Source organism: Bacillus methanolicus MGA3, from assembly GCF_000724485.1.
In the GTDB taxonomy this organism is placed as follows: domain Bacteria; phylum Bacillota; class Bacilli; order Bacillales; family Cytobacillaceae; genus Bacillus_Z; species Bacillus_Z methanolicus_A.
Genome location: NZ_CP007739.1, coordinates 2,816,732 through 2,841,081, shown reverse-complemented (window position 1 = coordinate 2,841,081; position 24,350 = coordinate 2,816,732). Strand labels below are relative to the sequence as shown.

At 39.4% G+C, this 24,350-nt stretch carries 27 protein-coding genes; 18 read left to right on the top strand and 9 right to left on the bottom strand.

Annotated features, from left to right (window positions below):
• Positions 1 to 195: 195 nt before the first annotated feature.
• The 14 genes from BMMGA3_RS13895 (at position 196) to yunB (ending at position 13,318) form a co-directional block, all read left to right on the top strand.
• Entirely contained in the window at positions 196 to 1,221 is a 1,026-nt protein-coding gene (locus BMMGA3_RS13895; RefSeq protein ID WP_003349501.1) for a methionine ABC transporter ATP-binding protein, read from the top strand.
• Positions 1,214 to 1,882 (top strand): methionine ABC transporter permease, encoded by a 669-nt coding sequence (locus BMMGA3_RS13890; RefSeq protein WP_003349502.1) that lies wholly within the window; start codon positions 1,214 to 1,216, stop codon positions 1,880 to 1,882. The genes BMMGA3_RS13895 and BMMGA3_RS13890 overlap by 8 nt, the downstream gene beginning before the upstream one ends.
• 15 nt (positions 1,883 to 1,897) lie before the next feature.
• Positions 1,898 to 2,740: a MetQ/NlpA family ABC transporter substrate-binding protein gene (locus BMMGA3_RS13885; protein WP_003349503.1), complete on the top strand. Its 843-nt coding sequence runs from the start codon at positions 1,898 to 1,900 to the stop codon at positions 2,738 to 2,740.
• Positions 2,741 to 3,010: 270 nt separating this feature from the next.
• Positions 3,011 to 3,163 carry a YuzK family famiily protein gene (locus BMMGA3_RS18835; protein ID WP_412151055.1) on the top strand — a complete coding sequence of 51 codons (153 nt, stop codon included), beginning with the start codon at positions 3,011 to 3,013 and terminating at the stop codon, positions 3,161 to 3,163.
• 230 nt (positions 3,164 to 3,393) lie between these two features.
• Positions 3,394 to 4,179, top strand: coding sequence for a Fe-S cluster assembly ATPase SufC (gene sufC / locus BMMGA3_RS13875; protein WP_003349506.1), 786 nt, complete (start codon positions 3,394 to 3,396; stop codon positions 4,177 to 4,179).
• 17 nt (positions 4,180 to 4,196) lie between these two features.
• A complete protein-coding gene (gene sufD / locus BMMGA3_RS13870; RefSeq protein WP_003349507.1) occupies positions 4,197 to 5,507 on the top strand; it encodes a Fe-S cluster assembly protein SufD in 1,311 nt (436 codons plus the stop codon).
• The gene (locus tag BMMGA3_RS13865; protein ID WP_003349509.1) at positions 5,507 to 6,736 is read left to right on the top strand and encodes a cysteine desulfurase; all 1,230 of its coding nucleotides are present in this window, start codon (positions 5,507 to 5,509) and stop codon (positions 6,734 to 6,736) included. The genes sufD and BMMGA3_RS13865 overlap by 1 nt, the downstream gene beginning before the upstream one ends.
• Positions 6,726 to 7,169: a Fe-S cluster assembly sulfur transfer protein SufU gene (sufU, locus tag BMMGA3_RS13860; protein WP_003349511.1), complete on the top strand. Its 444-nt coding sequence runs from the start codon at positions 6,726 to 6,728 to the stop codon at positions 7,167 to 7,169. Before BMMGA3_RS13865 ends, sufU begins: the two co-directional genes overlap by 11 nt.
• A gap of 48 nt (positions 7,170 to 7,217) precedes the next feature.
• A complete protein-coding gene (gene sufB, locus BMMGA3_RS13855; protein WP_003349512.1) occupies positions 7,218 to 8,615 on the top strand; it encodes a Fe-S cluster assembly protein SufB in 1,398 nt (465 codons plus the stop codon).
• 197 nt (positions 8,616 to 8,812) lie between these two features.
• Positions 8,813 to 9,664, top strand: a complete 852-nt coding sequence (locus tag BMMGA3_RS13850) for a DUF72 domain-containing protein (RefSeq protein WP_003349515.1) — start codon at positions 8,813 to 8,815, stop codon at positions 9,662 to 9,664.
• A 101-nt stretch (positions 9,665 to 9,765) separates the two neighbouring features.
• Positions 9,766 to 11,142 (top strand): bifunctional metallophosphatase/5'-nucleotidase, encoded by a 1,377-nt coding sequence (locus tag BMMGA3_RS13845; protein WP_003349517.1) that lies wholly within the window; start codon positions 9,766 to 9,768, stop codon positions 11,140 to 11,142.
• Positions 11,112 to 11,279: a hypothetical protein gene (locus BMMGA3_RS17970; protein ID WP_155815636.1), complete on the top strand. Its 168-nt coding sequence runs from the start codon at positions 11,112 to 11,114 to the stop codon at positions 11,277 to 11,279. The genes BMMGA3_RS13845 and BMMGA3_RS17970 overlap by 31 nt, the downstream gene beginning before the upstream one ends.
• Before the next feature lie 118 nt (positions 11,280 to 11,397).
• The gene (locus BMMGA3_RS13840) at positions 11,398 to 12,483 is read left to right on the top strand and encodes an HD-GYP domain-containing protein (RefSeq protein ID WP_003349519.1); all 1,086 of its coding nucleotides are present in this window, start codon (positions 11,398 to 11,400) and stop codon (positions 12,481 to 12,483) included.
• Between the two features lie 85 nt (positions 12,484 to 12,568).
• Complete coding sequence (gene yunB, locus BMMGA3_RS13835) at positions 12,569 to 13,318, top strand: sporulation protein YunB (protein WP_003349520.1); 750 nt, start codon at positions 12,569 to 12,571, stop codon at positions 13,316 to 13,318.
• 135 nt (positions 13,319 to 13,453) lie between these two features.
• Here the strand turns inward: yunB and BMMGA3_RS13830 are convergent, their stop codons facing one another.
• The 6 genes from BMMGA3_RS13830 to BMMGA3_RS13805 form a co-directional block, all read right to left on the bottom strand.
• Positions 13,454 to 14,161, bottom strand: a complete 708-nt coding sequence (locus BMMGA3_RS13830) for an ABC transporter ATP-binding protein (RefSeq protein ID WP_003349521.1) — start codon at positions 14,159 to 14,161, stop codon at positions 13,454 to 13,456.
• On the bottom strand, positions 14,161 to 14,940 hold the full coding sequence (locus tag BMMGA3_RS13825; protein ID WP_003349522.1) for an ABC transporter ATP-binding protein: 780 nt from the start codon (positions 14,938 to 14,940) through the stop codon (positions 14,161 to 14,163). The genes BMMGA3_RS13830 and BMMGA3_RS13825 overlap by 1 nt, the downstream gene beginning before the upstream one ends.
• Positions 14,915 to 15,889, bottom strand: coding sequence for a branched-chain amino acid ABC transporter permease (locus tag BMMGA3_RS13820; protein ID WP_003349523.1), 975 nt, complete (start codon positions 15,887 to 15,889; stop codon positions 14,915 to 14,917). Before BMMGA3_RS13820 ends, BMMGA3_RS13825 begins: the two co-directional genes overlap by 26 nt.
• Positions 15,890 to 15,903: 14 nt before the next feature.
• A complete protein-coding gene (locus BMMGA3_RS13815; protein WP_003349524.1) occupies positions 15,904 to 16,782 on the bottom strand; it encodes a branched-chain amino acid ABC transporter permease in 879 nt (292 codons plus the stop codon).
• 86 nt (positions 16,783 to 16,868) lie between these two features.
• Entirely contained in the window at positions 16,869 to 18,047 is a 1,179-nt protein-coding gene (locus BMMGA3_RS13810) for an ABC transporter substrate-binding protein (protein ID WP_003349525.1), read from the bottom strand.
• 279 nt (positions 18,048 to 18,326) lie between these two features.
• A complete protein-coding gene (locus BMMGA3_RS13805; protein ID WP_003349527.1) occupies positions 18,327 to 19,316 on the bottom strand; it encodes a M23 family metallopeptidase in 990 nt (329 codons plus the stop codon).
• A gap of 179 nt (positions 19,317 to 19,495) precedes the next feature.
• On the opposite strand from BMMGA3_RS13805, the gene lipA reads away from it, so the two are divergent.
• Entirely contained in the window at positions 19,496 to 20,431 is a 936-nt protein-coding gene (gene lipA, locus BMMGA3_RS13800; RefSeq protein WP_259674468.1) for a lipoyl synthase, read from the top strand.
• 161 nt (positions 20,432 to 20,592) lie between these two features.
• On the opposite strand, the gene BMMGA3_RS13795 is transcribed toward lipA, so the two are convergent.
• Positions 20,593 to 21,270: a YhcN/YlaJ family sporulation lipoprotein gene (locus BMMGA3_RS13795; protein WP_003349530.1), complete on the bottom strand. Its 678-nt coding sequence runs from the start codon at positions 21,268 to 21,270 to the stop codon at positions 20,593 to 20,595.
• 113 nt (positions 21,271 to 21,383) lie between these two features.
• Between BMMGA3_RS13795 and BMMGA3_RS13790 the strand changes: the two genes are divergently transcribed.
• Positions 21,384 to 21,659, top strand: coding sequence for a YutD family protein (locus tag BMMGA3_RS13790; RefSeq protein WP_003349532.1), 276 nt, complete (start codon positions 21,384 to 21,386; stop codon positions 21,657 to 21,659).
• Between the two features lie 133 nt (positions 21,660 to 21,792).
• On the opposite strand, the gene BMMGA3_RS13785 is transcribed toward BMMGA3_RS13790, so the two are convergent.
• Together BMMGA3_RS13785 and BMMGA3_RS13780 are read right to left on the bottom strand one after the other, a co-directional pair.
• Positions 21,793 to 22,104, bottom strand: coding sequence for a cytosolic protein (locus BMMGA3_RS13785; RefSeq protein WP_185762550.1), 312 nt, complete (start codon positions 22,102 to 22,104; stop codon positions 21,793 to 21,795).
• Positions 22,105 to 22,155: 51 nt separating this feature from the next.
• Positions 22,156 to 22,422 (bottom strand): DUF3055 domain-containing protein, encoded by a 267-nt coding sequence (locus BMMGA3_RS13780; RefSeq protein WP_003349534.1) that lies wholly within the window; start codon positions 22,420 to 22,422, stop codon positions 22,156 to 22,158.
• Between the two features lie 152 nt (positions 22,423 to 22,574).
• Between BMMGA3_RS13780 and BMMGA3_RS13775 the strand changes: the two genes are divergently transcribed.
• Both BMMGA3_RS13775 and BMMGA3_RS13770 read left to right on the top strand, forming a co-directional pair.
• Positions 22,575 to 23,882 (top strand): EAL domain-containing protein, encoded by a 1,308-nt coding sequence (locus BMMGA3_RS13775; RefSeq protein ID WP_038502294.1) that lies wholly within the window; start codon positions 22,575 to 22,577, stop codon positions 23,880 to 23,882.
• Positions 23,883 to 23,908: 26 nt separating this feature from the next.
• Positions 23,909 to 24,346, top strand: coding sequence for a DUF86 domain-containing protein (locus BMMGA3_RS13770; protein WP_003349537.1), 438 nt, complete (start codon positions 23,909 to 23,911; stop codon positions 24,344 to 24,346).
• Positions 24,347 to 24,350 lie beyond the last annotated feature (4 nt).

Sequence of the window (24,350 nt, the reverse complement as noted above, 5' to 3'; positions counted from 1 at the left end):
GATAGATAATGATGATGCCTTTCTGCTCATGTGCAGAAAGGCTTTTTATATATTCCGGAACAGGGCGATCATCGGCAATGCTGAATGAATTGTCTCATTCTGTTGAATAGTAAGGTGAAAAGCCAGTAAGCAGCCGCGTGATTACAAATTGAAAACAATCTATGTGTTAACTAGGGTATAAAGAAGGTGAATCATTTGATTACATTAAAAAACGTGAAAAAGATTTATCCTTCCAAACACGGCCAAGTGAAAGCGGTTGATAATGTCAATCTTGAGATTAAAGAAGGAGAGATCTTTGGAGTCATTGGCTATAGTGGAGCCGGTAAAAGTACATTAATCCGGATGCTGAACGGCCTTGAAATTCCGACAGAAGGTTCCATCACGGTAGCGGGAAGGGAAGTTTCAAAAATCAGAGGCAGCGAGCTCAGAAAAGCTCGGCACGAAATCGGCATGATTTTCCAGCATTTCAACTTGCTTTGGTCACGGACAGTCCGTGAAAACATCGCATTCCCCCTTGAAATTGCCGGAGTCAATCGAACAGAACGGCTTAAACGTGTGGATGAGTTAATCAAGCTTGTCGGGCTAGAAGGAAGAGAAGATGCATATCCTTCTCAGCTTAGCGGAGGGCAAAAGCAAAGGGTTGGCATAGCCAGGGCACTTGCCAACAATCCAAAAGTCCTTTTGTGTGATGAAGCAACATCAGCATTGGATCCGCAAACAACCGATTCCATTCTTGATTTGCTTGTGGATATAAATAAACGGCTCGGCTTAACTATCGTTCTGATTACACATGAAATGCATGTTATCAGAAAAATATGCCACCGCGTTGCGGTAATGGAAGGCGGTAAAGTAGTCGAACTTGGCTCAGTCCTGGAAGTATTTAAGAACCCTCAGCAGCCGATTACAAAGAGGTTTGTTCAGCAAGTTACCGAACCGGAGGAAACAAAAGAAACCGTTCAGCACTTGCTCGAAAACTATCCACATGGACAAGTAGTCAAGTTGACGTTTGTTGGGGATGCTACTCAACAGCCGCTTATGACAAACCTTATACGCAATTACGAAGTCACTGCAAATATTCTGCAAGGAAAAATTTCGCAAACCCAAAACGGGTCTTACGGCACTTTGTTTATTCATCTAGATGGTGAAAATGAAGAGATTACAAAAGCGGTTGATTATATCCGCTCACTGCATGTTGGAGTGGAGGTGATCAATCATGCTTGAGAACATGTTTGCAAACGTTAACTGGGAGAGAATGTGGGAAGCAACAATCGAAACGCTCTATATGACTGCTATTTCCGTTTTAGCAACTTTCATATTGGGAGTTATTCTTGGATTATTGCTTTTCCTTACTTCGAAAGGGAATTTATGGGAAAATAAGGCTATTAATACGGTCATCAGCGCGTTTGTCAATATTTTTCGCTCCATACCGTTCATTATTTTGATTGTTTTATTGATTCCATTTACAAAATTGATTGTCGGAACGATGATTGGGGAAAATGCGGCACTGCCGGCGCTAATTATCGGTGCAGCTCCGTTTTATGCACGAATGGTGGAAATTGGCCTTCGAGAAATTGATAAAGGTGTGATTGAAGCGGCGAAATCGATGGGGGCGAAAACGAGTACAATAATATGGAAAGTACTGCTTCCGGAATCGATGCCTGCTCTCGTTTCCGGCATAACGGTTACGGCTATTGCTTTAGTCAGCTACACAGCAATGGCAGGAGTAATCGGTGCTGGAGGACTTGGAAACCTTGCTTATCTGGAAGGATTCCAGCGCAATCGATTTGATGTAACCGTCATTGCAACAGTTATCATTCTTATTATCGTATTTATTATCCAATTTATTGGAGATTATTTTACATCAAAAATAGACAAACGTTAAAGGAGAGATAGGAACATGAAGAAATGGTTAAGTGTTATTTTAGCTCTTGCAGTTGCGTTAGTATTAGCAGCTTGCGGAACTTCTGACAAGGCATCCACAAGCGGAGAAGGCAGTAAAGATGGCAAAAAAGAATTAGTTGTAGGCGCATCAAACGTGCCTCATGCTGAAATTTTAGAACAAGCAAAACCGTTGCTTGCTAAAAAAGGAATCAATTTAAAAATTAAAACATTCCAAGATTATGTTTTACCAAATAAAGCACTTGATGAAGGAGAACTTGATGCAAACTACTTCCAGCACATTCCTTATTTGGAAGAACAAAAGAAAGAATATGGCTATGATTTTGTAAACGCAGGCGGAATTCACATCGAACCAATCGGAATTTATTCTAAAAAATATAAGAGCCTTGATGAGCTTCCTAAAGGAGCGCACATCATCATGAGTAACTCTGTCGCTGACCATGGCCGTATTTTAACAATGCTTGAAAAAAAAGGCCTTATTAAATTAAAAGAAGGTGTAAATAAGACAAAAGCGACTGTAGACGATATTGTCGAAAACCCTAAAAAGTTAAAGTTTGATACAGACTATGAACCTTCTTTGCTTCCGCAAATCTTTAACAATGGCGAAGGCGATGCAGTCGTTATTAACTCTAACTATGCAATTGATGCCGGGTTGAATCCTATTAAAGATTCAATTGCTATCGAAGATAAAAATTCGCCGTATGTGAACATTATTGCGGTTCGCAAAGGTGATGAGAATAAGAAAGAAATTAAAGAGCTTGTAAATGTTCTTCATTCGAAAGAGATTCAAGATTTCATTCTTAAAAAGTATAAAGGAGCCGTTGTACCGGTTTCTAAATAATAAAGAGCATAAAATTCAGCCTTCGTACTCCTTCCAAAACTTCTTGGGAATCATTTGGCAGAATTATTGAAGAATTCAATGATAATGCAAGGATTGTTAAATCCAATCCAATCTCTTTCAAGTATAACGAAGTATTTTCCGTTTTTTCGCTTTTGAGCTGGATATTGAAAAAATGGTAACATAATATTGTTCAAAAATAATCGCCAACAAGCGAAAAAACGAAGGGAAGGATTCGTAATCAGTCATTTACAATTGAATTATACAAGTGAAATGGAAAAAGCTATGCAGGCAGCACATGGTGTTGGATACGAAATTTACTGCAGGAAACATGATGTAAGAATGCGGGTAGAAAAAAAGCGTGAAAAAGAATATTTAAAAAGCCAACGAATGGTTGCTGATTTAGTACGAAAATTTCATTTTTAGAGATATAACGTATAATAATAAGGAAGGAAAAGAAAGAAACCAGTGTAATTGTGCACTGGTTTTCGTTTTACCCTGTTTTAAGCTTAAGCGCCTGTAAAGAGTTGCTAATAATTTTCATTTGTTATAAGATTGTAATGAGAATAAAATGAGAATAAAATGAAAATAGAAGGAATGGCGGTCATAAAAAACCGACAGATACAAATCTTTCTTTTCGTAACGGAGGTATTATAATGACAGGATCTACATTAACAATTAAAGACCTACATGTGGAAATTGATGGAAAAGAAATATTGAAAGGTGTAAACCTTGAAGTTAAAGGTGGAGAAATCCATGCGATAATGGGTCCTAATGGTACAGGTAAATCAACGTTATCTTCAGCTATTATGGGACATCCAAAATATGAAGTAACAAAAGGCAGTATTACTCTAGATGGCCAGGACGTTTTAGAAATGGAAGTGGATGAGCGTGCACGTGCCGGCCTTTTTCTTGCTATGCAATATCCAAGTGAAATCAGTGGTGTAACAAATGCCGATTTTTTACGTTCAGCGATTAACAGCCGTCTTGGCGAAGGAAATGAAATTTCTTTAATGAAATTTATCCGTAAAATGGACAGCAAAATGGAATTATTAGAAATGGACTTGGATATGGCACAGCGTTATGTAAATGAAGGGTTCTCGGGCGGGGAGAAAAAGCGGAATGAAATTCTCCAGTTAATGATGTTAGAGCCGAAAATTGCCATCCTTGATGAAATTGATTCAGGACTCGACATTGACGCCTTAAAAGTTGTGTCAAGAGGAATTAATGAAATGCGGAGTGAAGATTTTGGCTGCTTAATTATTACTCACTATCAGCGTCTTTTAAACTACATTACTCCTGATTTTGTGCATGTTATGATGCAGGGCCGTATTGTTAAATCAGGCGGGCCTGAGCTCGCACAGCGCTTAGAAGTGGAAGGATACGACTGGATCAAGAAGGAACTTGGTATTGAAGACGAAACAGTTGGGCAAGAAGTGTAAGCGTTAGGGGGATAATAATGACTACAGAAATAAAATTACCATTTGACCAGGAGTATGTAAGCTCGTTTTCAAAAGAAATGGGCGAACCGGCTTGGCTCACAGAATTGCGTTTACAGGCCCTATCAATGGTTGACCAATTGCCGCTGCCAAAGCCTGATAAAACGAAAATTGATAATTGGAACTTCACACAGTTCAGCAAGCATGTTGTAAAAAGTGAAGATTTCCCTTCATTAAATGAACTTACGGAAGAAGTAAGATCATTAATCGATCTCGAAGCAAACAATAAGAATTTATATATCCAGCGAAATAATCGCCCTGCTTATTTGTCTTTATCGAACGAATTGCAAGAACAAGGCGTTATTTTCACAGATATCTTTACAGCCGTTCGTGAATATGGCGATCTTTTGGAAAAGCACTTCATGAAAACGGCCGTTAAACCGGATGAGCACCGTTTAACCGCCCTTCATGCAGCCCTCATCAATGGAGGGGCATTCCTGTATGTTCCGAAAAACGTGGAAGTTTCTGAACCAATTCAGGCTGTTTATATCCATGATGATGAAGAAGCAAACATGTTTAACCACATTCTCGTCGTTGCTGAAGACAACAGTTCAGTAACTTATGTAGAAAACTATGTCTCAACAATGGAAAGAGCGAACGGTGTTTTCAATATCGTTACAGAAGTAATTGCTAAAACAAATGCAAAAGTACAATACGGGGCTGTCGATACTCTTGCCAATGGTGTGACGACTTATGTTAATCGCCGTGGAGTAGCGGAAAGAGATGCACGGATTGAATGGGCGCTTGGGTTAATGAATGATGGAAACACGATCTCCGAAAATATTACGAACCTTGTTGGCGACGGATCATTCGGCGACACAAAAACAGTCGTTGTCAGCCGCGGTGATCAAATTCAAAACTTTACAACAAAGGTTATCCATTTTGGCAAACATTCCGAAGGCTATATCTTAAAACATGGTGTTGTGAAAGACAGTGCCACTTCCGTCTTTAATGGAATCGGTAAAATTGAACACGGTGCATCAAAATCAAATGCTGAGCAGGAATCACGTGTGTTAATGCTGAGTGAAAAAGCACGCGGAGATGCAAATCCGATTCTTTTGATCGATGAAGATGATGTAACGGCAGGCCACGCAGCATCTGTCGGTCGTGTTGATCCGATGCAGCTCTATTATTTAATGAGCCGTGGAATTCCAAAAACAGAAGCTGAACGATTGATTATTCATGGCTTCCTAGCACCTGTTGTGAATGAGCTTCCAATTGAAGGCGTGAAAAAACAGCTCGTGAATGTCATTGAAAGGAAAGTCAAATAATGAATGTCCAGGATATTCGCAAATTGTTTCCGATCCTTGATCAAGAAGTGAATGGGAATCCGCTTGTTTATTTGGATAACGCAGCCACTTCCCAAAAGCCGATTTCGGTTATTGAAGCGTTGGAAAAATATTACCGCGAGTACAATTCAAACGTACACCGTGGAGTTCATACTCTTGGAACACGGGCTACTGACGCTTATGAGGGAGCGCGTGAAAAGGTAAGAAAATTTATTAATGCTAAATCAACAGAAGAAGTTATTTTTACGAGAGGAACAACAACTGCTTTAAATATGGTCGCTGCAAGCTATGCGCGTGCCAACTTGACAAAAGGCGATGAGATCGTGATCTCTTATATGGAGCATCACAGCAATATTATTCCATGGCAGCAAGCGGCAAAACATACTGGTGCAACATTAAAATATATACCTCTTCAAGAGGATGGAACAATCAGTCTTGACGATGTGCGCGAGACCATCACTCAAAATACAAAAATCGTGTCGATTGTGCATGTGTCAAATGTTCTTGGGTCTATTAACCCAATTAAAGAAATTGCGAAAATCGCGCATGAAAACGGCGCTATTATGGTAGTAGACGGAGCACAAAGTGCACCGCATATGAAGATTGATGTTCAGGACCTTGATTGCGATTTCTTTGCTTTTTCGAGCCATAAAATGTGTGGTCCGACAGGAATCGGGGTATTATACGGAAGAAAAGAGTTTCTCGAAAATATGGAGCCGGTCGAATTTGGAGGAGAAATGATCGACTTCGTCGGTCTATATGAGTCCACATGGAAAGAACTGCCTTGGAAATTTGAAGGCGGTACGCCCATTATTGCTGGTGCGATCGGTTTAGGTGTTGCCATTGATTTTCTTCAGGAGATCGGCCTTGATAATATTCTTGCACATGAACACAAACTGGTTGCTTACGCGCTTAAGAAACTTTCCGAAATAGAAGGAATAACCATTTACGGACCGAAAGATCCGGATAAACGAGCAGGTCTTGTTACTTTTAACATTGAAGGCGTTCATCCTCATGATGTGGCAACTGTATTGGATGCAGAAGGAATTGCCGTTCGTGCAGGGCATCATTGCGCACAGCCGCTTATGAAATGGCTTGATGTTTCCGCTACTGCCCGTGCAAGCTTCTATCTATACAATACAGAAGACGACATTGATAAGCTGGTGAAAGGGCTTGTCAAGACAAAGGAGTATTTCAGTGATGTCTTTTAACAATTTAGATACCCTTTATCGCCAGGTAATTATGGATCATTATAAAAACCCGCGAAACAAAGGGGTTATAGAGGATGGCAGCGTAACAGTCAATATGAATAACCCTACGTGTGGTGACAGGATTCATTTGACGATGAAAGTGGAGGACGGAAAAGTCATTGACGCCAAATTCGAAGGCGAAGGCTGTTCCATCTCGTTGTCATCCGCTTCGATGATGACTCAGGCCATTAAAGGGAAAAAGATTGAAGATGCTTTGAAGCTTTCTAAAATATTTTCGAATATGATGCAGGGTAAAGAGTTTGAAGAAGATCTGGATTTAGGGGATATTGAAGCACTGCAAGGCGTTTCAAAGTTCCCTGCCAGGATCAAATGTGCAACTTTAGCATGGAAAGCAATGGAGAAAGGCTTGAGGGAACAGGAAAAAAATAACTAGCAGGAAAGGGTTGCTTACCCTTTTTTGCTCAAAGGGAGGAAAACGACAATGGCTAAAAAAATGCCTGAAATCGGTGATTATAAATATGGCTTTGCCGATAAAGACGTTTCCATATTCCGATCAAAGCGCGGATTGACGCGTGAAATTGTGGAGGAAATTTCTAAAATGAAGGGCGAGCCCCAATGGATGCTTGATTTCCGTTTGAAATCATTGGAGCATTTCTATAGCATGCCGATGCCGCAATGGGGCGGAGACTTATCTTCATTAAACTTCGATGAAATCACATATTATGTAAAACCTACAGAGCGTTCTGGACGCTCTTGGGATGAGGTTCCAGAAGAAATTAAACGAACTTTTGATAAACTGGGCATACCGGAAGCTGAACAAAAGTATTTGGCAGGGGTTTCTGCTCAATATGAATCCGAAGTTGTTTATCATAATATGAAAGAAGACCTTGAAAAGCAGGGAATTATTTTTAAAGATACTGATTCAGCGCTAAAAGAAAACGAGGATATTTTCCGTGAGCACTGGGCAAAAGTGGTTCCTCCTACGGATAATAAATTTGCCGCGCTTAACTCTGCTGTATGGTCCGGCGGTTCGTTCATCTATGTTCCGAAAGGCGTGAAAGTGGATACTCCACTTCAAGCTTATTTCCGAATCAACTCTGAAAATATGGGACAGTTCGAGCGGACGCTGATTATCGTTGATGAAGGTGCACATGTTCATTATGTTGAAGGATGTACTGCACCTGTTTATACAACGAACTCTCTGCACAGTGCTGTCGTTGAAATTATCGTTAAGAAAGATGCGTATTGCCGTTATACAACGATCCAAAACTGGGCAAACAACGTCTATAACCTTGTGACAAAGCGTGCTGTTTGTGAAGAAAACGCCACAATGGAATGGATTGACGGCAACATCGGTTCCAAATTAACGATGAAGTACCCGGCTGTCATCTTGAAAGGCGAAGGCGCTCGCGGGATGACATTGTCAATTGCTCTTGCTGGTAAAGGGCAGCATCAGGACGCAGGGGCGAAAATGATTCACCTTGCGCCAAATACTTCATCAACTATCGTTTCAAAATCGATTTCAAAACAGGGCGGAAAAGTTACGTACCGCGGAATTGTTCACTTTGGAAGAAAAGCGGATGGAGCTCGTGCAAATATCGAGTGTGATACACTCATTATGGATAATCAGTCTACTTCAGATACGATCCCATACAATGAAATCTTAAATGATAATATTTCATTGGAGCATGAAGCAAAAGTTTCAAAAGTATCCGAAGAGCAGCTCTTCTATTTAATGAGCCGCGGAATTTCTGAAGAAGAAGCAACAGAAATGATTGTAATGGGATTTATCGAGCCATTTACAAAAGAGCTTCCAATGGAATATGCAGTTGAAATGAACCGTCTGATCAAATTTGAAATGGAAGGTTCAATTGGTTAATTGTTTAATGACCGTCTGCCGGCCGGCAGGCGGTTTTTTGCATAAAAAGCTTGCGCCTAAATTAATTAAAGGTCTCATAAGTTGGATAGTCATAATAAAACCTCAAAAATCAGATCAAAGGAAAGGCTTATTAACAAGAGATTAAATACTCATTAAGCTTACTGATATGCTATCATGTTTGTATGTGAGGTGCTTCCATGATTATAATTGGCGTAACTGGATGGGGAGACCATGACAGTTTATATATGTCACATACACCTCCAAGGGAAAAATTAAAAGAATATGCAGGGCATTTCCCTGTAGTGGAAGTTGATTCTGCATTTTATGCGATTCAGCCTGTACGAAACGCTGTAAGGTGGGTTGAGGAAACGCCAAATTCTTTTCAATTCATCGTGAAAGCTTATCAAGGAATGACTGGCCACCAGCGTGGAGACATTCCTTTTCAAAATAAAACCGAAATGTTTCAAGCATTTCGTGACTCAATTGAGCCATATATTGCTGCCGGGAAGCTTGCAATGGTTCTTTTTCAGTTTCCGCCATGGTTTGAATGCAAAAAGGAAAATGTCGACTATTTACGATGGGCGAAAGATCAGATGGGAGATATTCCATGTGCATTGGAATTCCGTCATCAATCTTGGTTTACACCGGAAATGAGGGATAAGACGATCTCCTTCATGAAACGTGAAAATTGGATCCACAGCATATGTGATGAACCTCAGGCAGGCCAGGGCTCGATTCCGACGGTTCTTGAGACAACGCGTTCTGATAAAGTGTTAGTCCGTTTTCATGGACGAAATGTGCACGGCTGGAATAAGAAAAAAGATCAAAATTGGCGCGAAGTTAGATACCTTTACCGCTATAACCAAAAAGAACTGGAAGAATGGGCAGTCCATGTAAAAGAACTGGAGAAGGAATGCCAAAATGTTTATGTTGTGTTTAATAACAACTCCGGAGGAGATGCAGCGGACAACGCCAAACAGTTTATAGAATTGCTTAAAATTGAATATCATGGGTTGGCGCCAAGACAGCTCGACTTGTTTCAGGAATAAAGAAATCGAACTCATATTTCATAATATATAAGTGGGAAATAATTTGTTTAACAGGTAAAAATTTTTTCGAGAAATCATCCGTTAGAATGAGAGTTGATAACATGGAAAATATCCATATTTATCATACAAATGATTTACATAGCCATTTTGAACACTGGCCGCGTATTCATCATCTTCTTTCAACACGAAAAAAATGGCACGAAGAAAAAGGGGATGAAGTCTTAATCTTTGATATTGGCGACCATATGGATCGGTGGCATCCTTTTTCCGATGCAACAAGGGGAAAAGGAAATACAAGGCTATTAAACCAAGCCGGATATACAGCAGTCACCATCGGCAACAATGAAGGAATCACTCTTTCATATGAAGATTTGAATTCAATGTATGATCAGGCACAATTTCAAGTGCTTGCAGCGAACCTTTTTCAATCCGACGGAACACGACCGGACTGGGCACGTCCGTATATGCTATACACAACAAAAAGAGGCACACGGATTGGTGTTATTGGGTTAACTGTTTATTTCTCGCATTTTTACCACTTGCTTGGCTGGAATATGTCGGATCCAATTGAAGAATTAACTATCCAATTAAACGAATTAACGAGGAAAGCGGATATTATCATTTTGCTCTCCCATTTAGGGATTAATGAAGATGAACAAATTGCAGAACTCTTTCCGGAAATTGATGTGATTTTAGGTGCACACACTCATCATATTTTCCATGAGGGGAAAGAGATCAATGAATGCATCTTAGGAGCTGCAGGAAAACATGGCCAGTATGTCGGCCATATCATGCTTGAAATCAATACAGATGAAAAGAATATTGTACGTAAAAAGGCATTGCTTTATGATACTAATGAATTGGAGCCTGTCCCAAATGAAGAAAAGTTTATTAATGATTTGTATCAGGCTGGAAAAGAAATGCTCCTCGAAAAAGCAGTCGATTTGCCTATTCCATTGCAAACGGACATTTTTAAAGAATCGGAACTTCCTATGATTCTTTGCAAGGCTCTTCGGGAGTGGACACAGGCTGATTGTGCTTTCATTAATTCAGGGCTTATTTTGAATGGATTGAAGGAAGGTACTGTCACCAAATATGATTTATTGAATATTTGTCCTCACCCTATTAATCCTTGTGTTGTTGAACTTTCCGGACGTGAGTTGAAAGAAGTGCTGGTAGACACACTTGATTCTAAATGGCCGCAAATGCAAGTAAAAGGGCTCGGGTTCAGAGGGACTTTAATGGGGAAATTTGTGTACGATCAAATCTTATTTTCAAATAATGGAATGAATGATTCCATCTTCATAAATAATAAAGAGATTGACTTAAATGCTGTCTATAAACTCGCGATTCCTGATATGTTTACCTTTGGAACATACTTTCCGGTAATTTTTCGTGCAGAACATAAAAAATATTATTTGCCCGAGTTTTTAAGGGACTTATTGGAGTGGAAGTTAAAAAGAACTTTTTGCAAATGAAATACACGCTTCTCATTTTTCTTTCATACTTTGTAAAGTGGAAGGAAAGGAGCGTAGAAGTTATGATCGAACTTGCGCCTGTCGAAATTGCCGGCCACACTTTTTTAGCTGTTTCAGTAAAGCTGCCAAATTCATAAATGTAATTAAAGGGTATTTTATTAATACTAGCAAAGTTTGTCGCCGTATGTAATTTTTTCTAAAAGATGATATGATTAATAATGATATAAAAACTTTTTGTGTAAACGGGAGTAAGATATGAGGCTGGTAGCTACATCTACTGTAAAAGAGGGAGCGACTCTTGCAAAAGCAATTTACAATGAAAGAGGGCAAATATTACTGAACGAAGGGGTGGTACTCGGGGAAAGGCTTTTGGAACGCTTGCAAAACAAGGGCATCTCATATATATACATAAAAGATTCAGAGACCGAAGATATTCAATATAAGAGCCCGATTCCTGACAAGTTAAGAAGAACAGCCATTTCGACAATCGAATCCACTTTCCGGCAGCTCCAAAATAATTCGAAACTATCGGAGTCATTTGTGATTGAAAAAGCTTCCAAACAGTTAATAGAATTAATCAGAAATTTGCATTCTCATCTGAAAAATGATACGGATCTATTAAATTTACTAACTGATGTTTGTTCATATGATCAATATATTTTTACTCATTCTTTAAATGTAACATTATATTCTTTAGCCATAGGCATGCATTTAAAGCTCTCGACTAAAAACTTGGAAACTCTTGGGTTAGGAGCCATTCTTCATGATGTCGGCAAAATGAAAGTGCCTGCTGAAATTTTGATGAAACCAGGTAAATTAACAGAGGAAGAATTTGAAGAAATAAAAAAACATTCCGAAGAAGGCTTTCGTATTTTGCGAAATGTTCAAACCATACCTCTTCTTGTTGCTCACTGTGCTTTTCAGCATCATGAACGATTAAATGGGAGCGGGTATCCCCGAGGCATTAAAGGAAATGAAATTCACGAGTTTGGAAAAATTATTGCAGTTGCTGATGTATTTGACGCGGTAACGTCCAATAGAGTGTACAGGCAGGCCATGCTTCCTCATGAGGGTCTTGAGATTTTGTATGCAGGTGCCGGTTCTCTGTTTGAAATAAAAATTGTAGAAGCTTTTCGCAAAGCAGTCGCTGTTTATCCTGTTGGTGTCACCGTTGAATTGAATGATGGCCGGAAAGGAACGGTCTTCCGCCAAAATGCAGGTTTCAGCGACAGACCGGTTGTTCGAATATTGGAAGAAGATAGGAGAAGGGTTAAGCCATATGAAGTCAATTTGAAGGATGAACCTTCAATAATTATTACCGGTTGTGACGCTGCATTTTAAGAACGATTATACATCATTTTTTCTTATTTTTGCGCTACATCCCCTCTTTTCAGCATACATATAGCTTGTAAAGGGGGGATTTATTATGGCTAAATTTCGCGGCCGGCTGCCGCGGAAAGGTCCGCTGCCTTTTCGATATGTTTTTTTGCTTACTTTTGTGTTTTTTATGTTTTCAACTGCAGCCGGGTTATGGATCATCAATGATGGCATTAAGCCAACATTAAGGAGCTATGCGGAAACCCAAACAAGAAGAATAGCGACTCTTGTTATTAATAAGGCGATTAATAAAGAAATAGCTAAAGGAATGGGGAATAATCCTGTTATCGTTCCAAATCAAGGTTCTGACTCACAAATAATTTTAAATAATGAGATGATTAACCGAATTGCCGGTGAAACAGTTTATATGATTGAAAGAAATTTAAAGCAGGCAGAAAAAGGATATTTAGAGGATTTACAGACGCTGACTGATCTTGAAATTGAAACCGGTGAGAAAAAACAAGAAGGAATTGTCTATTATGTCCCTCTCGGGCAGGCTACCAATAATGCTTTGCTCGGTAACCTTGGTCCGAAGATTCCAATAAGGTTTCAAGCGATTGGGAATGTTGGTTATGATATTAAAACGAAATTTGAGGAATTTGGAATTAATAATACAGCGATTAAAGTTGTTCTGCATCTTGTTGTCGATGTTCAAATTATCCTCCCTTTTTCGACGAATGTAACAACGATTACACAGGATATACCGATTGTAACTGTATATGAAAAAGGAGATGTTCCTAATTTTTATAATGGAGGCAGAAACAGCACCTCACCTTCTATTCAAATGCCTGGAAATTGATCATTGGCTCTGCTAAACGAACGAGCTGCTGCCAAAAGCAAAAAAGGGCTGACACACAAGGGTCTGGCCCTTTGCTTTTTGTCAGCCGCTTTTTTAAGATTATCAAATGACACCGCAGATTGTCCTATATTCTTCTTAATGTCCTCCCAAGTATGCCATTCTAATTTGATCGCTTTCGTTTAATTCTTTCGCCGAACCAGATAAAACGACTCGTCCCGTTTCGATTACATATGCACGATTGGCTATAGACAATGCCATATTAGCATTTTGTTCAACAAGCAGTATCGTCGTACCTTTTGAATTGATTTCTTCGATAATGTGAAAGATCGTTTTTACAAGTAGCGGCGCAAGTCCCATGGATGGCTCGTCCAAAAGGAGAAGCTTTGGCCGTGCCATTAAAGCGCGCCCCATTGCAAGCATTTGCTGTTCTCCACCGGATAAGGTACCTGCCAGCTGCTTGCGGCGTTCATGCAAGCGGGGGAATAATTCGTATATTTTTTTAAAATCCTCTTGGATGCCTTGTTTATCTTTACGCAAGAATGCACCTAATTCAAGATTTTCTTCAACACTCATATTAGAGAAAACTCTGCGGCCTTCAGGCACATGGGAAATTCCTAGTTTTACAATCGTTTGAGCGGGTTTTCCGGAAATGGATTGACCTGCGAATAAGATATCTCCCTGTTTTGGTTTCAGCAAACCTGAAATTGCCTTTAACAATGTGCTTTTTCCCGCACCGTTTGCTCCGATAAGTGTTACAATTTCTCCTTGATGTATTTCAAGGGATACTTCTTTTAACGCTTGAATATTTCCATAATAAACATTTATTCCGTCAACTTTTAGCATTATGATACCTCCTCGCCTAGATACGCCTCAATTACTTTCGGGTTATTCTTGATTTCGACCGGCGTTCCTTGGGCGATCAATTGACCGTGATCAAGCACATAAATGTGTTCACAAACACCCATAACCAGTTGCATGTCATGCTCAATAAGTAAAACAGTCAAATCAAATCGTTCGCGGATAAAAGCGATTAAATTCATTAAATCTTTGGTTTCCTGAGGATTCATTCCTGCTGCGGGTTCATCCAGAAGGAGTAATTTAGGATGTGCCGCAAGCGCCCGGGCAATTTCCAGCCGTCTCTGCTGTCCATAAGGGAGATTTTTCGCTTTTTCATTTTTATAGCTATCCAAATGAAAAATTTTTAAGAACTCGATCGCTTTCTCTTCCATCTCTTTTTCCCCTGAAAAGTGGGAAGGAAAGCGAAAAATAGAACTAAAGATGGAATGCTTGGCAAGCGAATGGTAAGCAATTTTTACATTATCTAGAACAGAAAGTTCAGAGAACAGGCGAATATTTTGAAACGTTCGGCTGATTCCTTTGCGTGTAATTTTATACGGAGGCAATCCGTTTAACTTTTCTCCATTTAAAAATATACTGCCTTCTGTCGGTGCGTAAACACCTGTCAAAAGATTAAAAAATGTCGTTTTTCCCGCTCCATTCGGTCCGATAAGGCCTACAAGCTTCCCTTTTTCTATTTCTATGTTAACGTCGGAAACAGCCTTTAAACCACCAAACTGAATTCCTACGTTTTGAACTTTAAGCAACGGTGTGTTTGCTGCCATTTCCTGTTCCCCCTTCAACAGCTTTCTGTTTTTTGAAGAATGATGTCAATTCCTTAGTTCCCATCAAGCCTTGTGGGCGGTAAAGCATTGTAACGATAAGCACAAGACTGTAGATAATCATTCGTGTTTCGGGATAATCTTGAAGATATGTGGAAACAATCGTCAATAAAATGGCCGCAATGACAGATCCAGACAGACTGCCCAATCCGCCGAGAACGACAAAAATCAAAATATCAAATGATTTTAAGAAACCGAAGTTTGTCGGTTGGATAATATAAAAATTATGGGCGTATAAACCGCCGGCAATACCAGCAAAGAACGAACCGATTACAAATGCTACTACCTTATAATAGGTTGTATTAATTCCCATTGCATCGGCAGCAATTTCATTCTCTCGAATGGATAGGCATGCTCGTCCGTGCGTTGAATTTGTAAAGTTGGCAATTGCTAAAATGGTGAATAGCATTCCGCCGAACACCCATGGCCATGTTGCAAGGTGGGATACCTGCATTCCGCTCGCCCCGCCAACATAGTTGATATTTAAGAGGGAAATTCGGACAATTTCACCAAAACCAAGTGTTGCAATTGCTAAATAGTCTCCTTTCAAGCGGAGAGTCGGAATTCCGATAATAAGTCCCGCCAAACCGGCAATGATTCCTCCGCCTAATAAGGCAAGACCAAATGGCAGTTGGAATTTCATTGTCATAATGGCTGAAGCGTAAGCTCCTACTGCAAGAAAGCCTGCATGGCCAATTGAAAACTGTCCGGTAATTCCGATGATTAGATGAAGACTGACTGCAAGAATAATGTTGATTGCAATTAAAAATAATGTATTTTCGTAAAAAGGATTTAAATACTCACTATTGATTAATAGCTGAAAGGTTAAAAATACTGCTAGGGACAGCATAATCGAGAGCCAAAATCCTTTTGATCGCTTGATGATTGCCATCGTATCGTCTCCCCCTAAACTTTCTCTCTCATATTTTTTCCGAACAGGCCAGACGGACGGAAAATTAAGATAAGAATAAGAACGACAAAGGCCACCCCATCACGCCAGAGGGAATATCCAGATGCACTTACGAAGGCTTCGACCACCCCGAGTACAAGACCGCCGACCATGGCTCCCGGAATTATTCCGATCCCGCCTAATACAGCAGCAACGAAGGCTTTTAAACCGGGAATAATCCCCATTAGAGGTTCAATTTTTACATAGTACGTACCGAAAATGACACCTGCTGCTCCGGCAAGTGCTGATCCGATTGCAAAAGTTGCTGAAATCGTCTTATCTACGTTAATGCCCATTAATTTAGCAGCATCAGCATCATGGGATACTGCACGCATTGCTTTTCCGATTTTGGTTTTATGAACAATAAATTGAAGCAAAATCATAAGTAAGACAGAAACACCTAAAATGAATAATGACTGACTGTTAATGGAAATTCCGAAAAAGTCAAGTTTTTTTGAAGGAAGAACGTTCCCCGGATAGGCTTCGGGCTGTGCCCCCCGCAAATAAATCGTACTGTATTCTAAGAATAGAGAAACACCGATTGCTGTGATAAGAACTGCGATTCTTGTCGCGTTTCTCAGTGGTTTATAGGCAATCCGTTCTATTAATACTCCAAATATTGAGCATACTACCATTGCTAAAATTAATGAGGGAAAGAAACCGAGTTTTAGTATCGTAATCGAATAGAATCCAACGAATGCACCGATCATAAATATGTCGCCATGAGCAAAGTTAATCAGTTTAACGATCCCGTAAACCATCGTATAACCGAGTGCAATCAGTGCATAAATACTGCCGAGTGATATTCCGTTTACCAATTGTTGAAAGAATTCCATGTTCTCACTCCTTTGCAAAATAATTTGGAATTATCTGAAAAATCTAGAATAGGGGGACTTGCCCCCTATTCATCTTGAAACTATTTTTATGGATTTACTTTTGTTTCAAATTTCTGCTCTCCATTTTCGTATTTTAGGATCGAAGCAGATTTTACAGGATCGTGGTTTTTATTAAGAGTAATCTTTCCAGAAATAAGTTCAAGATCTTTTGTTTTTGCAAGAGCATCCTTAATTTTTTCAGGATCTGCACTTCCTGCACGTTTAATGGCATCTGCAAGCAAGTATGCTGTGTCATAGCCCAGAGCAGCAAATCCATCTGGTGATTTGCCATTATATTTAGCTTTAAACGCTTTTACAAAATCCTGAATCTTTTTGTCAGGGTCACTGGAAGAATAGTGGTTTGTAATATAAGTATTCTTGAGTGCATCCGCACCTGCAATTTGTACAAGCTTAGGTGAATCCCAGCCGTCACCGCCCATAAATGGAACATTAAGGCCAATTTCCCGAGCCTGTTTCAAAATAAGACCAACTTCTTCATAATAACCTGGTAAATAAACAAATTGTGGATTTTCTGATTTGATTCTTGTTAATGTTGCACGGAAGTCAGTATCTTTCGCTACATATGCTTCTTCTGCAATGATTTTTCCGCCGTTTTTCTTAAATGATTCTTTAAATGAGGCAGCGAGCCCTTTTGAATAATCGCTTGAACTGTCGATTAGAACTGCTGCATTTTTAACACCCAGTTTTTTAGTAGCAAAGTTTGCTGCCACTGTTCCTTGGAATGGGTCGATAAAGCATGTTCTGAAGACATACTCGTTTACTTTACCGTTTTTTGTCGTAATAGTCGGATTCGTGCCAGTCGGAGTAATTAGCGGTACTTTGTTATCTTGGGCAACTTGTACCTGCGCAAGCGTGTTTGTACTTGTAGCAGCTCCGACAATTGCCGCTACTTTTTCCTGGCTTACAAGCTTAATTGCGGCGCTTGTTGCTTCAGATGCATCTGACTTGTTATCAATTTTGACAATTTCAAGTTTTTTGCCGTTAATACCCTTTTTATTAATTTCATCAAGAGCGAGATCCAGACCTTCTGAAATTGATTGTCCGTAAGAGGCCACGCCTCCTGATAATTCTAGATTGGCACCAATTTTAATTGTATTGCCTTCTTGGCTTCCTGATGCATTCTCGCTTTTTCCTTTACATCCAGCCATGACGCCTGCAGCTAACATAAGCGACATAAAAATTCCTGCTACTTTTCTTTTTCTCATAATAACCCCCCTAAAAAATTTTTTTATGTAGCTCCTTAAGTACTGAAAAGGCAGAAGAAGCTGATTCTTAGGAAAAGAATCAATTTTCTGACAACATTGTACATTATTTTTCCCTTTTCGTCTACGATAAAAAGATGAAAATTTTTTGAAATGAGAAAATAACAATGTAAGCGTTGTGAAATGACTAAATTAATATTGCAGAATATTAAAAAATTATCTTCCGATAGAAAAAAGACTGTCCAAATTCGAACAGTCCCTTTATTAGGTATGAAATTCTTTTTACTTTTTATGCCGGGATTTTTGCCGTTCCAGCCTTTCCCACATTCTTAAATGCGGGTAAGGATCAAATGACCATTCGGTATAACCGTTGTCTTTATACATCCCATAGTGCAAATGAGGCGGAAATTTACCGGATGTCCCCGGAGGGCCATAACCAGAGCTCCCAACGCCGCCAATAAGCGTTCCGGGTTGTACAATTTGTCCAACTTTTAAATTCTTTGCAAATCCGCTTAAATGCGCATAGTAATGATACGTATTGTTTATGTCACGAATTCCGATGCGCCAGCCGCCATACCGATTCCAACCTTTCATTTCAACAATGCCATAGGAGGTTGCCCGAACAGGAACACCATAGTCTGCAAAAATATCTGTTCCTTCATGGATGCGCCGGCCGCCCCAGCCCCGGGCACTTCCCCAAGTGTTTTTATAGCTGTAGTTGCTGCGTAAAGGGACGGGAAATAAATGTGCGTCAAGATCAATGCGGCCAAAATGATGATAGATTCTTGCCTTTCCAATTATGATCCCGACTGCTTTATCTCTTTTATAATAATCCCATAGCCCGATTTTTATATTGTCATGATCTGTTCCGTATGAGAGGAGGAAATTGGCGAATGCATACAAAACATCTTCATCATCTGAGATTCTTGCCTTTCCGTCCCCATTTCCATCAACTCCGATTCCTTCAAAAAATTGAATCGAAACTGGATTTTCATCAGCTGGATCCGGATTTCCTATTCCAACCCATTCTTCAGGCCTAAAATAAATTCCGATCGCACTCTCAGCTTTTGGAAGATCCCTCCGCACTTGGCGTAAATTTCTTTCATATTGATCAATCGCCGCCAGATAATACCACGGAATATTAGTCGTCGCTTCAACCTTCTTATATAATTCCATTCTTTTTGCATAAAAATCATGTACATTAGCCGCCCTTACGCTCGATGAGGGAAAGATGACTAAAAGCAATAAAGGTAAAAAAAGAAGAAATTTCACAAGAATCCTCCCTTCATAATTAGTCTCCACGAATAGTTTGTGAAACAATGGCAAATTAATAAATATTAATTACTGGTAATCACAAAGGGTTACGCTTGTCCTGTTAATTTTATTATGATAATGTGGCTTTAGAAGCTCTTGATTATGAATACATATAGTCTTGGGCTTTTACAGATGAATTGGAGTGGAAGAGTATGAGAAAGAAAGAAGATTTATTACGCAAACCGGATTGGTTAAAAATAAAATTAAATACAAATGAAAATTATACTGGCTTAAAAAAGATGATGCGTGAAAATAATCTTCACACAGTTTGTGAAGAAGCGAAATGCCCTAACATTCATGAATGCTGGGCAGTAAGAAGAACAGCTACGTTTATGATTTTAGGCGATGTTTGTACTCGCGCATGCCGATTTTGTGCTGTTAAAACTGGGCTCCCGACAGAGCTTGATTGGAAAGAGCCAGAAAGGGTAGCGGATTCTGTAAGCTTAATGAATTTGAAGCACGTTGTTGTAACAGCGGTGGCCCGTGATGACCTCAAAGATGGAGGCGCAGCTGTTTTTGCTGAAACGGTCAGGGCGATTCGCAGAAAAAACCCATTTACAACGATTGAAGTTCTTCCTTCTGATATGGGAGGAGTTTATGAAAATTTAAAAACGCTCATGGATGCTCGCCCAGATATTTTAAACCATAACATTGAAACGGTTCGCAGGCTTACACCAAGGGTTCGTGCAAGAGCTACTTATGAACGCTCTCTTGAATTTTTGCGAAGAGCTAAAGAATTGCAGCCTGATATTCCGACAAAATCAAGCCTGATGATTGGATTAGGCGAAACTCGCGAAGAAATTTTGCAAACGATGGATGATTTAAGGGCGAACGGTGTTGACATTATGACCATCGGACAATATTTGCAGCCGACCCGAAATCATCTACGGGTTGTAAAATATTATCATCCTGATGAATTCCGGGAATTAAGAGAAATTGCCCTTTCAAAAGGATTCAGCCATTGTGAGGCAGGCCCGCTTGTACGATCTTCTTACCATGCTGATGAGCAAGTAAACGCAGCGGCAAAGAAGAAACAACTTCTTGGTGAGCAAGAAGCCAAAAAAGCGCAGTAATCAAAAAAGCGCAAGCAACTTGATAATCAGGACCGAAGCGACCTCGGGGACCTTGAAAATCAAGATAAGTAAAGAGTTCAGCTGATTTGGCTGAACTCTTCTTTGATTAATGGAAGTTTAAAAGTTTTTTTGGCTGCCTTGCCATTTATAGGCTTATAAATTTACTTTCCAGTCTTTGTGTTTTCTCTTATGTTGTCCCGATCAAAATTGTCGTTTATTCCGCCCCGTGTTTCTCCGTTGGCATTTTCACCATTGTTCATTTCCCTCCCTTGAGGGGATTTTAACATCTGTTTCACAAGTCCATTTATCATTGAATCTATATTCCTGCTGTTAGAATCAAGAGTGGCAAAGTTTTCAACATTTTTTCTTAATCTTTCATTATCGGTAACATAAACATGGTACCATCGCGGGACAACTGACATAGCCATTTTTTTAACCTGATCAGCAGTTTTATAACGGTTTTTAGAGTCAGTTTTATATACAATTAATACTTCTTCATCGGTTACAAGAGTTGATACATCATCAACATTCGGAACATCCGTACAGTATTTGCCAATAATATCTGCAAGCTGCTCTCTGTCAATCGCTGCATAATGGTTATTTGAACCGCCATCTCCAAGAATTCCGCTTCGCTGGTGGCGAACATAACCAAAGTCTGCACTTACGTTTCTTAAATCGCGATAATCTCCTCGGTTGTAAAGTTCAGAACGATCATCATTGACATTTATCGTATTACCTGTACGGTTATATAGTCCTTTTTCCGTTGCTGAATTATTCGTGTTGCAGGCGGTTAAAGCGGCAATCCCGCACATCCCGGCTATCAACATTGCTCTTCTCATTATAAACACCTCCTCAATACTATAATGACCAGAGGTATGTTTTTTTCTCTTAGTAATTGATGGTGAATTAGTTATAATTTAAATATGGAATACTCAGCAAAAGAGGTGAAAAAATGATTTGTATTAACAATGTTTGCTATGAAGTAATCGAAGACAATCGAAATGGTTTTAATGAGGAAGCTTTCCGTGCAAGATACAGTGATATATTGACAAGATACGATTATATCGTAGGGGACTGGGGTTATGGCCAGCTCAGGTTAAAAGGGTTTTTCGATGATCAAAATCAAAAGGCTACTTTCGATACAAAAATCAGTACATTAACTGAGTATTTATATGAGTTTTGCAACTTTGGCTGTGCTTATTTTGTGCTAAAAAAGGTAAAAAAGTAAAATAAAAAGGGCTGACTCCCTCCGAAAATGAAAATATTTAAAATGGTTTTTTGGGGATTGGAGGGGTCTAAGCCCTTTATATATGAGTCAGCCTGTTTTTGAAATCTCAACCATATTTACATCCGCTGCTGCATTATTTTTCGAGTGAGCCGTTATTGGAAGTGTATGGCTGTTCTTTGTTTTTATCCGGATCGTCATGGGGTGGGTGTGCTCCTGACATTTGTCTGGGCAAGTTCTTGTGAAAGGATTTAAATTCATAGTTATAGGCACTATGGTATCTCTGTCCCTCTTTCCATGGGGTGCTTTTATTCTCAACAGGCTTATATTTTCCACGTGGTGAACCGTATGCTCCTTCAGGCAGCGACTCAGGTATAAGATAATTTCTTTGATTTTCTACATTGGAAAAATCGGTATATGCTTCCTTTTCTTTAACATTCACTTTCATCACCTCATCATTATTATTTCGCTTTCAGCAAAAATAATGATGAGAAAAAAATTAGACAATTTCATAAAGGAAAGAGCGCAGCTCTTCAGCATCTTTTTTCGAAAGTTGAAATGCGTATTCTAAGTAACCTTCCTCATCGAGATCATCAGGGCCAATAATGGCAAACCGGTTTCCCTGCATATCAAGTACAAGGTGTTTGCCGTAATGCCTTCCAGTTTGAACAATCGCCAGATCAAAACGCTGGTTTTCTCCCATAAAACTTACAAAACGCGTCTTTGTATCTTCAGTATCATCATATAAGAAAAAACGATTTGTCACTCTTAATTCCTCCGATTTTTGTTTCTAATAAAGTGCACTTTCCTCTTTTACCATTTTAACACAGTGAGGGCAAGTCTCCGTACCCAAAAAATAGCTTATTATGGTAGAATAGGAATAGTATTTCACGCTTGCTTCTGAGAGGAATGAAACAGATGGTCCGTCAATTCATTGAAGTTTGTACAAAGGCTCTGATGTGGGGGAAAATCATTTTTCCATTGTCCAAACTCCGCTTTTATCCGCCTCAATTTGTTGTTCGCGACCCGATTGTTCAAGGTGTTAGAAAAGCTTTCAAAGAAGGAAATGAGGCAGCTGTTATTGTTTATAATATTAAAAACCTCAAAGATTTATCAGAACAAATTCCACAATTTCTTTATCGGGAATTTATAAAAAAATTAAAAATATATTTTCGCGATGTTATTCGTCAAGAAATGAGTGAAGAGGATATTATTGCCCTCCACGATTATTACAGTGACGGTCTTTCATTTTATATCCGAGTGAATCATGACCGTCACTGCATCTCGGAAATTGACGGATTAATGAAAAAAATATTGCGTGAGGCGGAGCGCTGCCTTCATACTTCTTTTCCGATGCTTCAGCCGGTATTTGACATGGGATATATGTTTGTGGAAAAAAAGAATTATTCAATCCGGGAAGCGGTTTATAAGGCCCAGCAGCAAGCACTTGCGATGGCTGAAAAAAGGGTTCAGTCTGATTTTAATGAAATGCTGTATACGATAAGCAAAGTTATTTCAAAAAAGGATATATACTTGTTGGCGCAGCCGATTATCGATGTTCAAACTAAGGAAATACGCGCATGGGAAATGCTTACAAGGGGCCCGCAAGGTACAGCACTCGAAAGCCCGCTTCAGCTTTTTTCTGTTGCAAGGCAGACAAGCTTGCTTTATGATCTCGAAATGGTTGTTTTAGAAAAAACGTTCGAACTGATAAAAACAGTTGAATGCAAGCAAGATATTTTTATTAACTTTACCCCGATTACACTTGGCAATGAACGTTTTGTACGTGATTTAAAAAATATTATGGCAAAGCATAAAAATATTTCGCCGCAGCAGATTGTCTTTGAGATTACCGAACGCGATTCAATCGAAGGAATAAAAGATTTCCTACATAACATTAAGATTCTTCGGGCTATAGGTTTTCGAATTGCCATTGATGATACAGGGGCCGGATATGCCAGTTTGAATTCAATCAGCGAAATAATGCCGGACATCATTAAAATTGACAAGTCTGTAATCCAAAATATCGACAAAAATTCTGTAAAAGAATCTATGCTTAAAGGATTGCTGCTTATTGCTAAGGAAGCCGGATCACTCGTTGTGGCAGAAGGTATTGAAAGAGAAGAAGAAGCTACAGTTCTCTCCCGGAACAATGTCAATCTGGCGCAAGGATTTTATTACGCCCGGCCAAAACTATTAAAAAAAGAAGTCCTTTTTTCATTATAGAATACGTCTGAAGGGGTGGCATAGAAATGTATTTTGTGGACAGGGAAAAAATTGGCGAGACTCTGCTTTTTCTAGAACGGCAGCTCTCTTTATTGGCAGACAAAAAAGAATGGGCGAATGATTATGAAAAAGCCGCCTTGGAACGGATCGCACATCTCATTATCGAAGCGATTTTAGATGTGGGAAATGCTATGATTGACGGTTTTATCATGCGCGATCCGGGAAGTTATGAAGATATAGTCGACATTTTAACTGATGAAAAAGTCATTACGGAAAAAATGAATGATAGTCTTAAAAAGATTATTATGTTCCGTAAAAAGCTTGTTCAGCAATATACCGATATACATCATGAAGAGCTTCAAAAAGAGTTTACAGCGCAATTGCCAGAATTGAAGCTTTTTGCTCCAATGGTAAGAGAATATTTGGAAAATGAACTTGGACCGGTATCAGCGTTTAAAAATTAGCAGC

Coding starts and splice junctions, on each gene's coding strand:
- sufD (WP_003349507.1), top strand. CDS start 4,197: ATGACTACAGAAATAAAATTACCATTTGACCAGGAGTATGTAAGCTCG.
- BMMGA3_RS13845 (WP_003349517.1), top strand. CDS start 9,766: ATGGAAAATATCCATATTTATCATACAAATGATTTACATAGCCATTTT.
- BMMGA3_RS13815 (WP_003349524.1), bottom strand. CDS start 16,782: ATGGAATTCTTTCAACAATTGGTAAACGGAATATCACTCGGCAGTATT.
- BMMGA3_RS13890 (WP_003349502.1), top strand. CDS start 1,214: ATGCTTGAGAACATGTTTGCAAACGTTAACTGGGAGAGAATGTGGGAA.
- BMMGA3_RS13795 (WP_003349530.1), bottom strand. CDS start 21,270: ATGAGAAGAGCAATGTTGATAGCCGGGATGTGCGGGATTGCCGCTTTA.
- BMMGA3_RS13840 (WP_003349519.1), top strand. CDS start 11,398: ATGAGGCTGGTAGCTACATCTACTGTAAAAGAGGGAGCGACTCTTGCA.
- sufC (WP_003349506.1), top strand. CDS start 3,394: ATGACAGGATCTACATTAACAATTAAAGACCTACATGTGGAAATTGAT.
- BMMGA3_RS13850 (WP_003349515.1), top strand. CDS start 8,813: ATGATTATAATTGGCGTAACTGGATGGGGAGACCATGACAGTTTATAT.
- yunB (WP_003349520.1), top strand. CDS start 12,569: ATGGCTAAATTTCGCGGCCGGCTGCCGCGGAAAGGTCCGCTGCCTTTT.
- BMMGA3_RS13775 (WP_038502294.1), top strand. CDS start 22,575: ATGGTCCGTCAATTCATTGAAGTTTGTACAAAGGCTCTGATGTGGGGG.
- BMMGA3_RS13825 (WP_003349522.1), bottom strand. CDS start 14,940: ATGGCAGCAAACACACCGTTGCTTAAAGTTCAAAACGTAGGAATTCAG.
- BMMGA3_RS13830 (WP_003349521.1), bottom strand. CDS start 14,161: ATGCTAAAAGTTGACGGAATAAATGTTTATTATGGAAATATTCAAGCG.
- BMMGA3_RS18835 (WP_412151055.1), top strand. CDS start 3,011: ATGGAAAAAGCTATGCAGGCAGCACATGGTGTTGGATACGAAATTTAC.
- sufB (WP_003349512.1), top strand. CDS start 7,218: ATGGCTAAAAAAATGCCTGAAATCGGTGATTATAAATATGGCTTTGCC.
- BMMGA3_RS13770 (WP_003349537.1), top strand. CDS start 23,909: ATGTATTTTGTGGACAGGGAAAAAATTGGCGAGACTCTGCTTTTTCTA.
- BMMGA3_RS13865 (WP_003349509.1), top strand. CDS start 5,507: ATGAATGTCCAGGATATTCGCAAATTGTTTCCGATCCTTGATCAAGAA.
- BMMGA3_RS13790 (WP_003349532.1), top strand. CDS start 21,384: ATGATTTGTATTAACAATGTTTGCTATGAAGTAATCGAAGACAATCGA.
- sufU (WP_003349511.1), top strand. CDS start 6,726: ATGTCTTTTAACAATTTAGATACCCTTTATCGCCAGGTAATTATGGAT.
- BMMGA3_RS13820 (WP_003349523.1), bottom strand. CDS start 15,889: ATGGCAATCATCAAGCGATCAAAAGGATTTTGGCTCTCGATTATGCTG.
- BMMGA3_RS13810 (WP_003349525.1), bottom strand. CDS start 18,047: ATGAGAAAAAGAAAAGTAGCAGGAATTTTTATGTCGCTTATGTTAGCT.
- BMMGA3_RS13885 (WP_003349503.1), top strand. CDS start 1,898: ATGAAGAAATGGTTAAGTGTTATTTTAGCTCTTGCAGTTGCGTTAGTA.
- BMMGA3_RS13785 (WP_185762550.1), bottom strand. CDS start 22,104: ATGAAAGTGAATGTTAAAGAAAAGGAAGCATATACCGATTTTTCCAAT.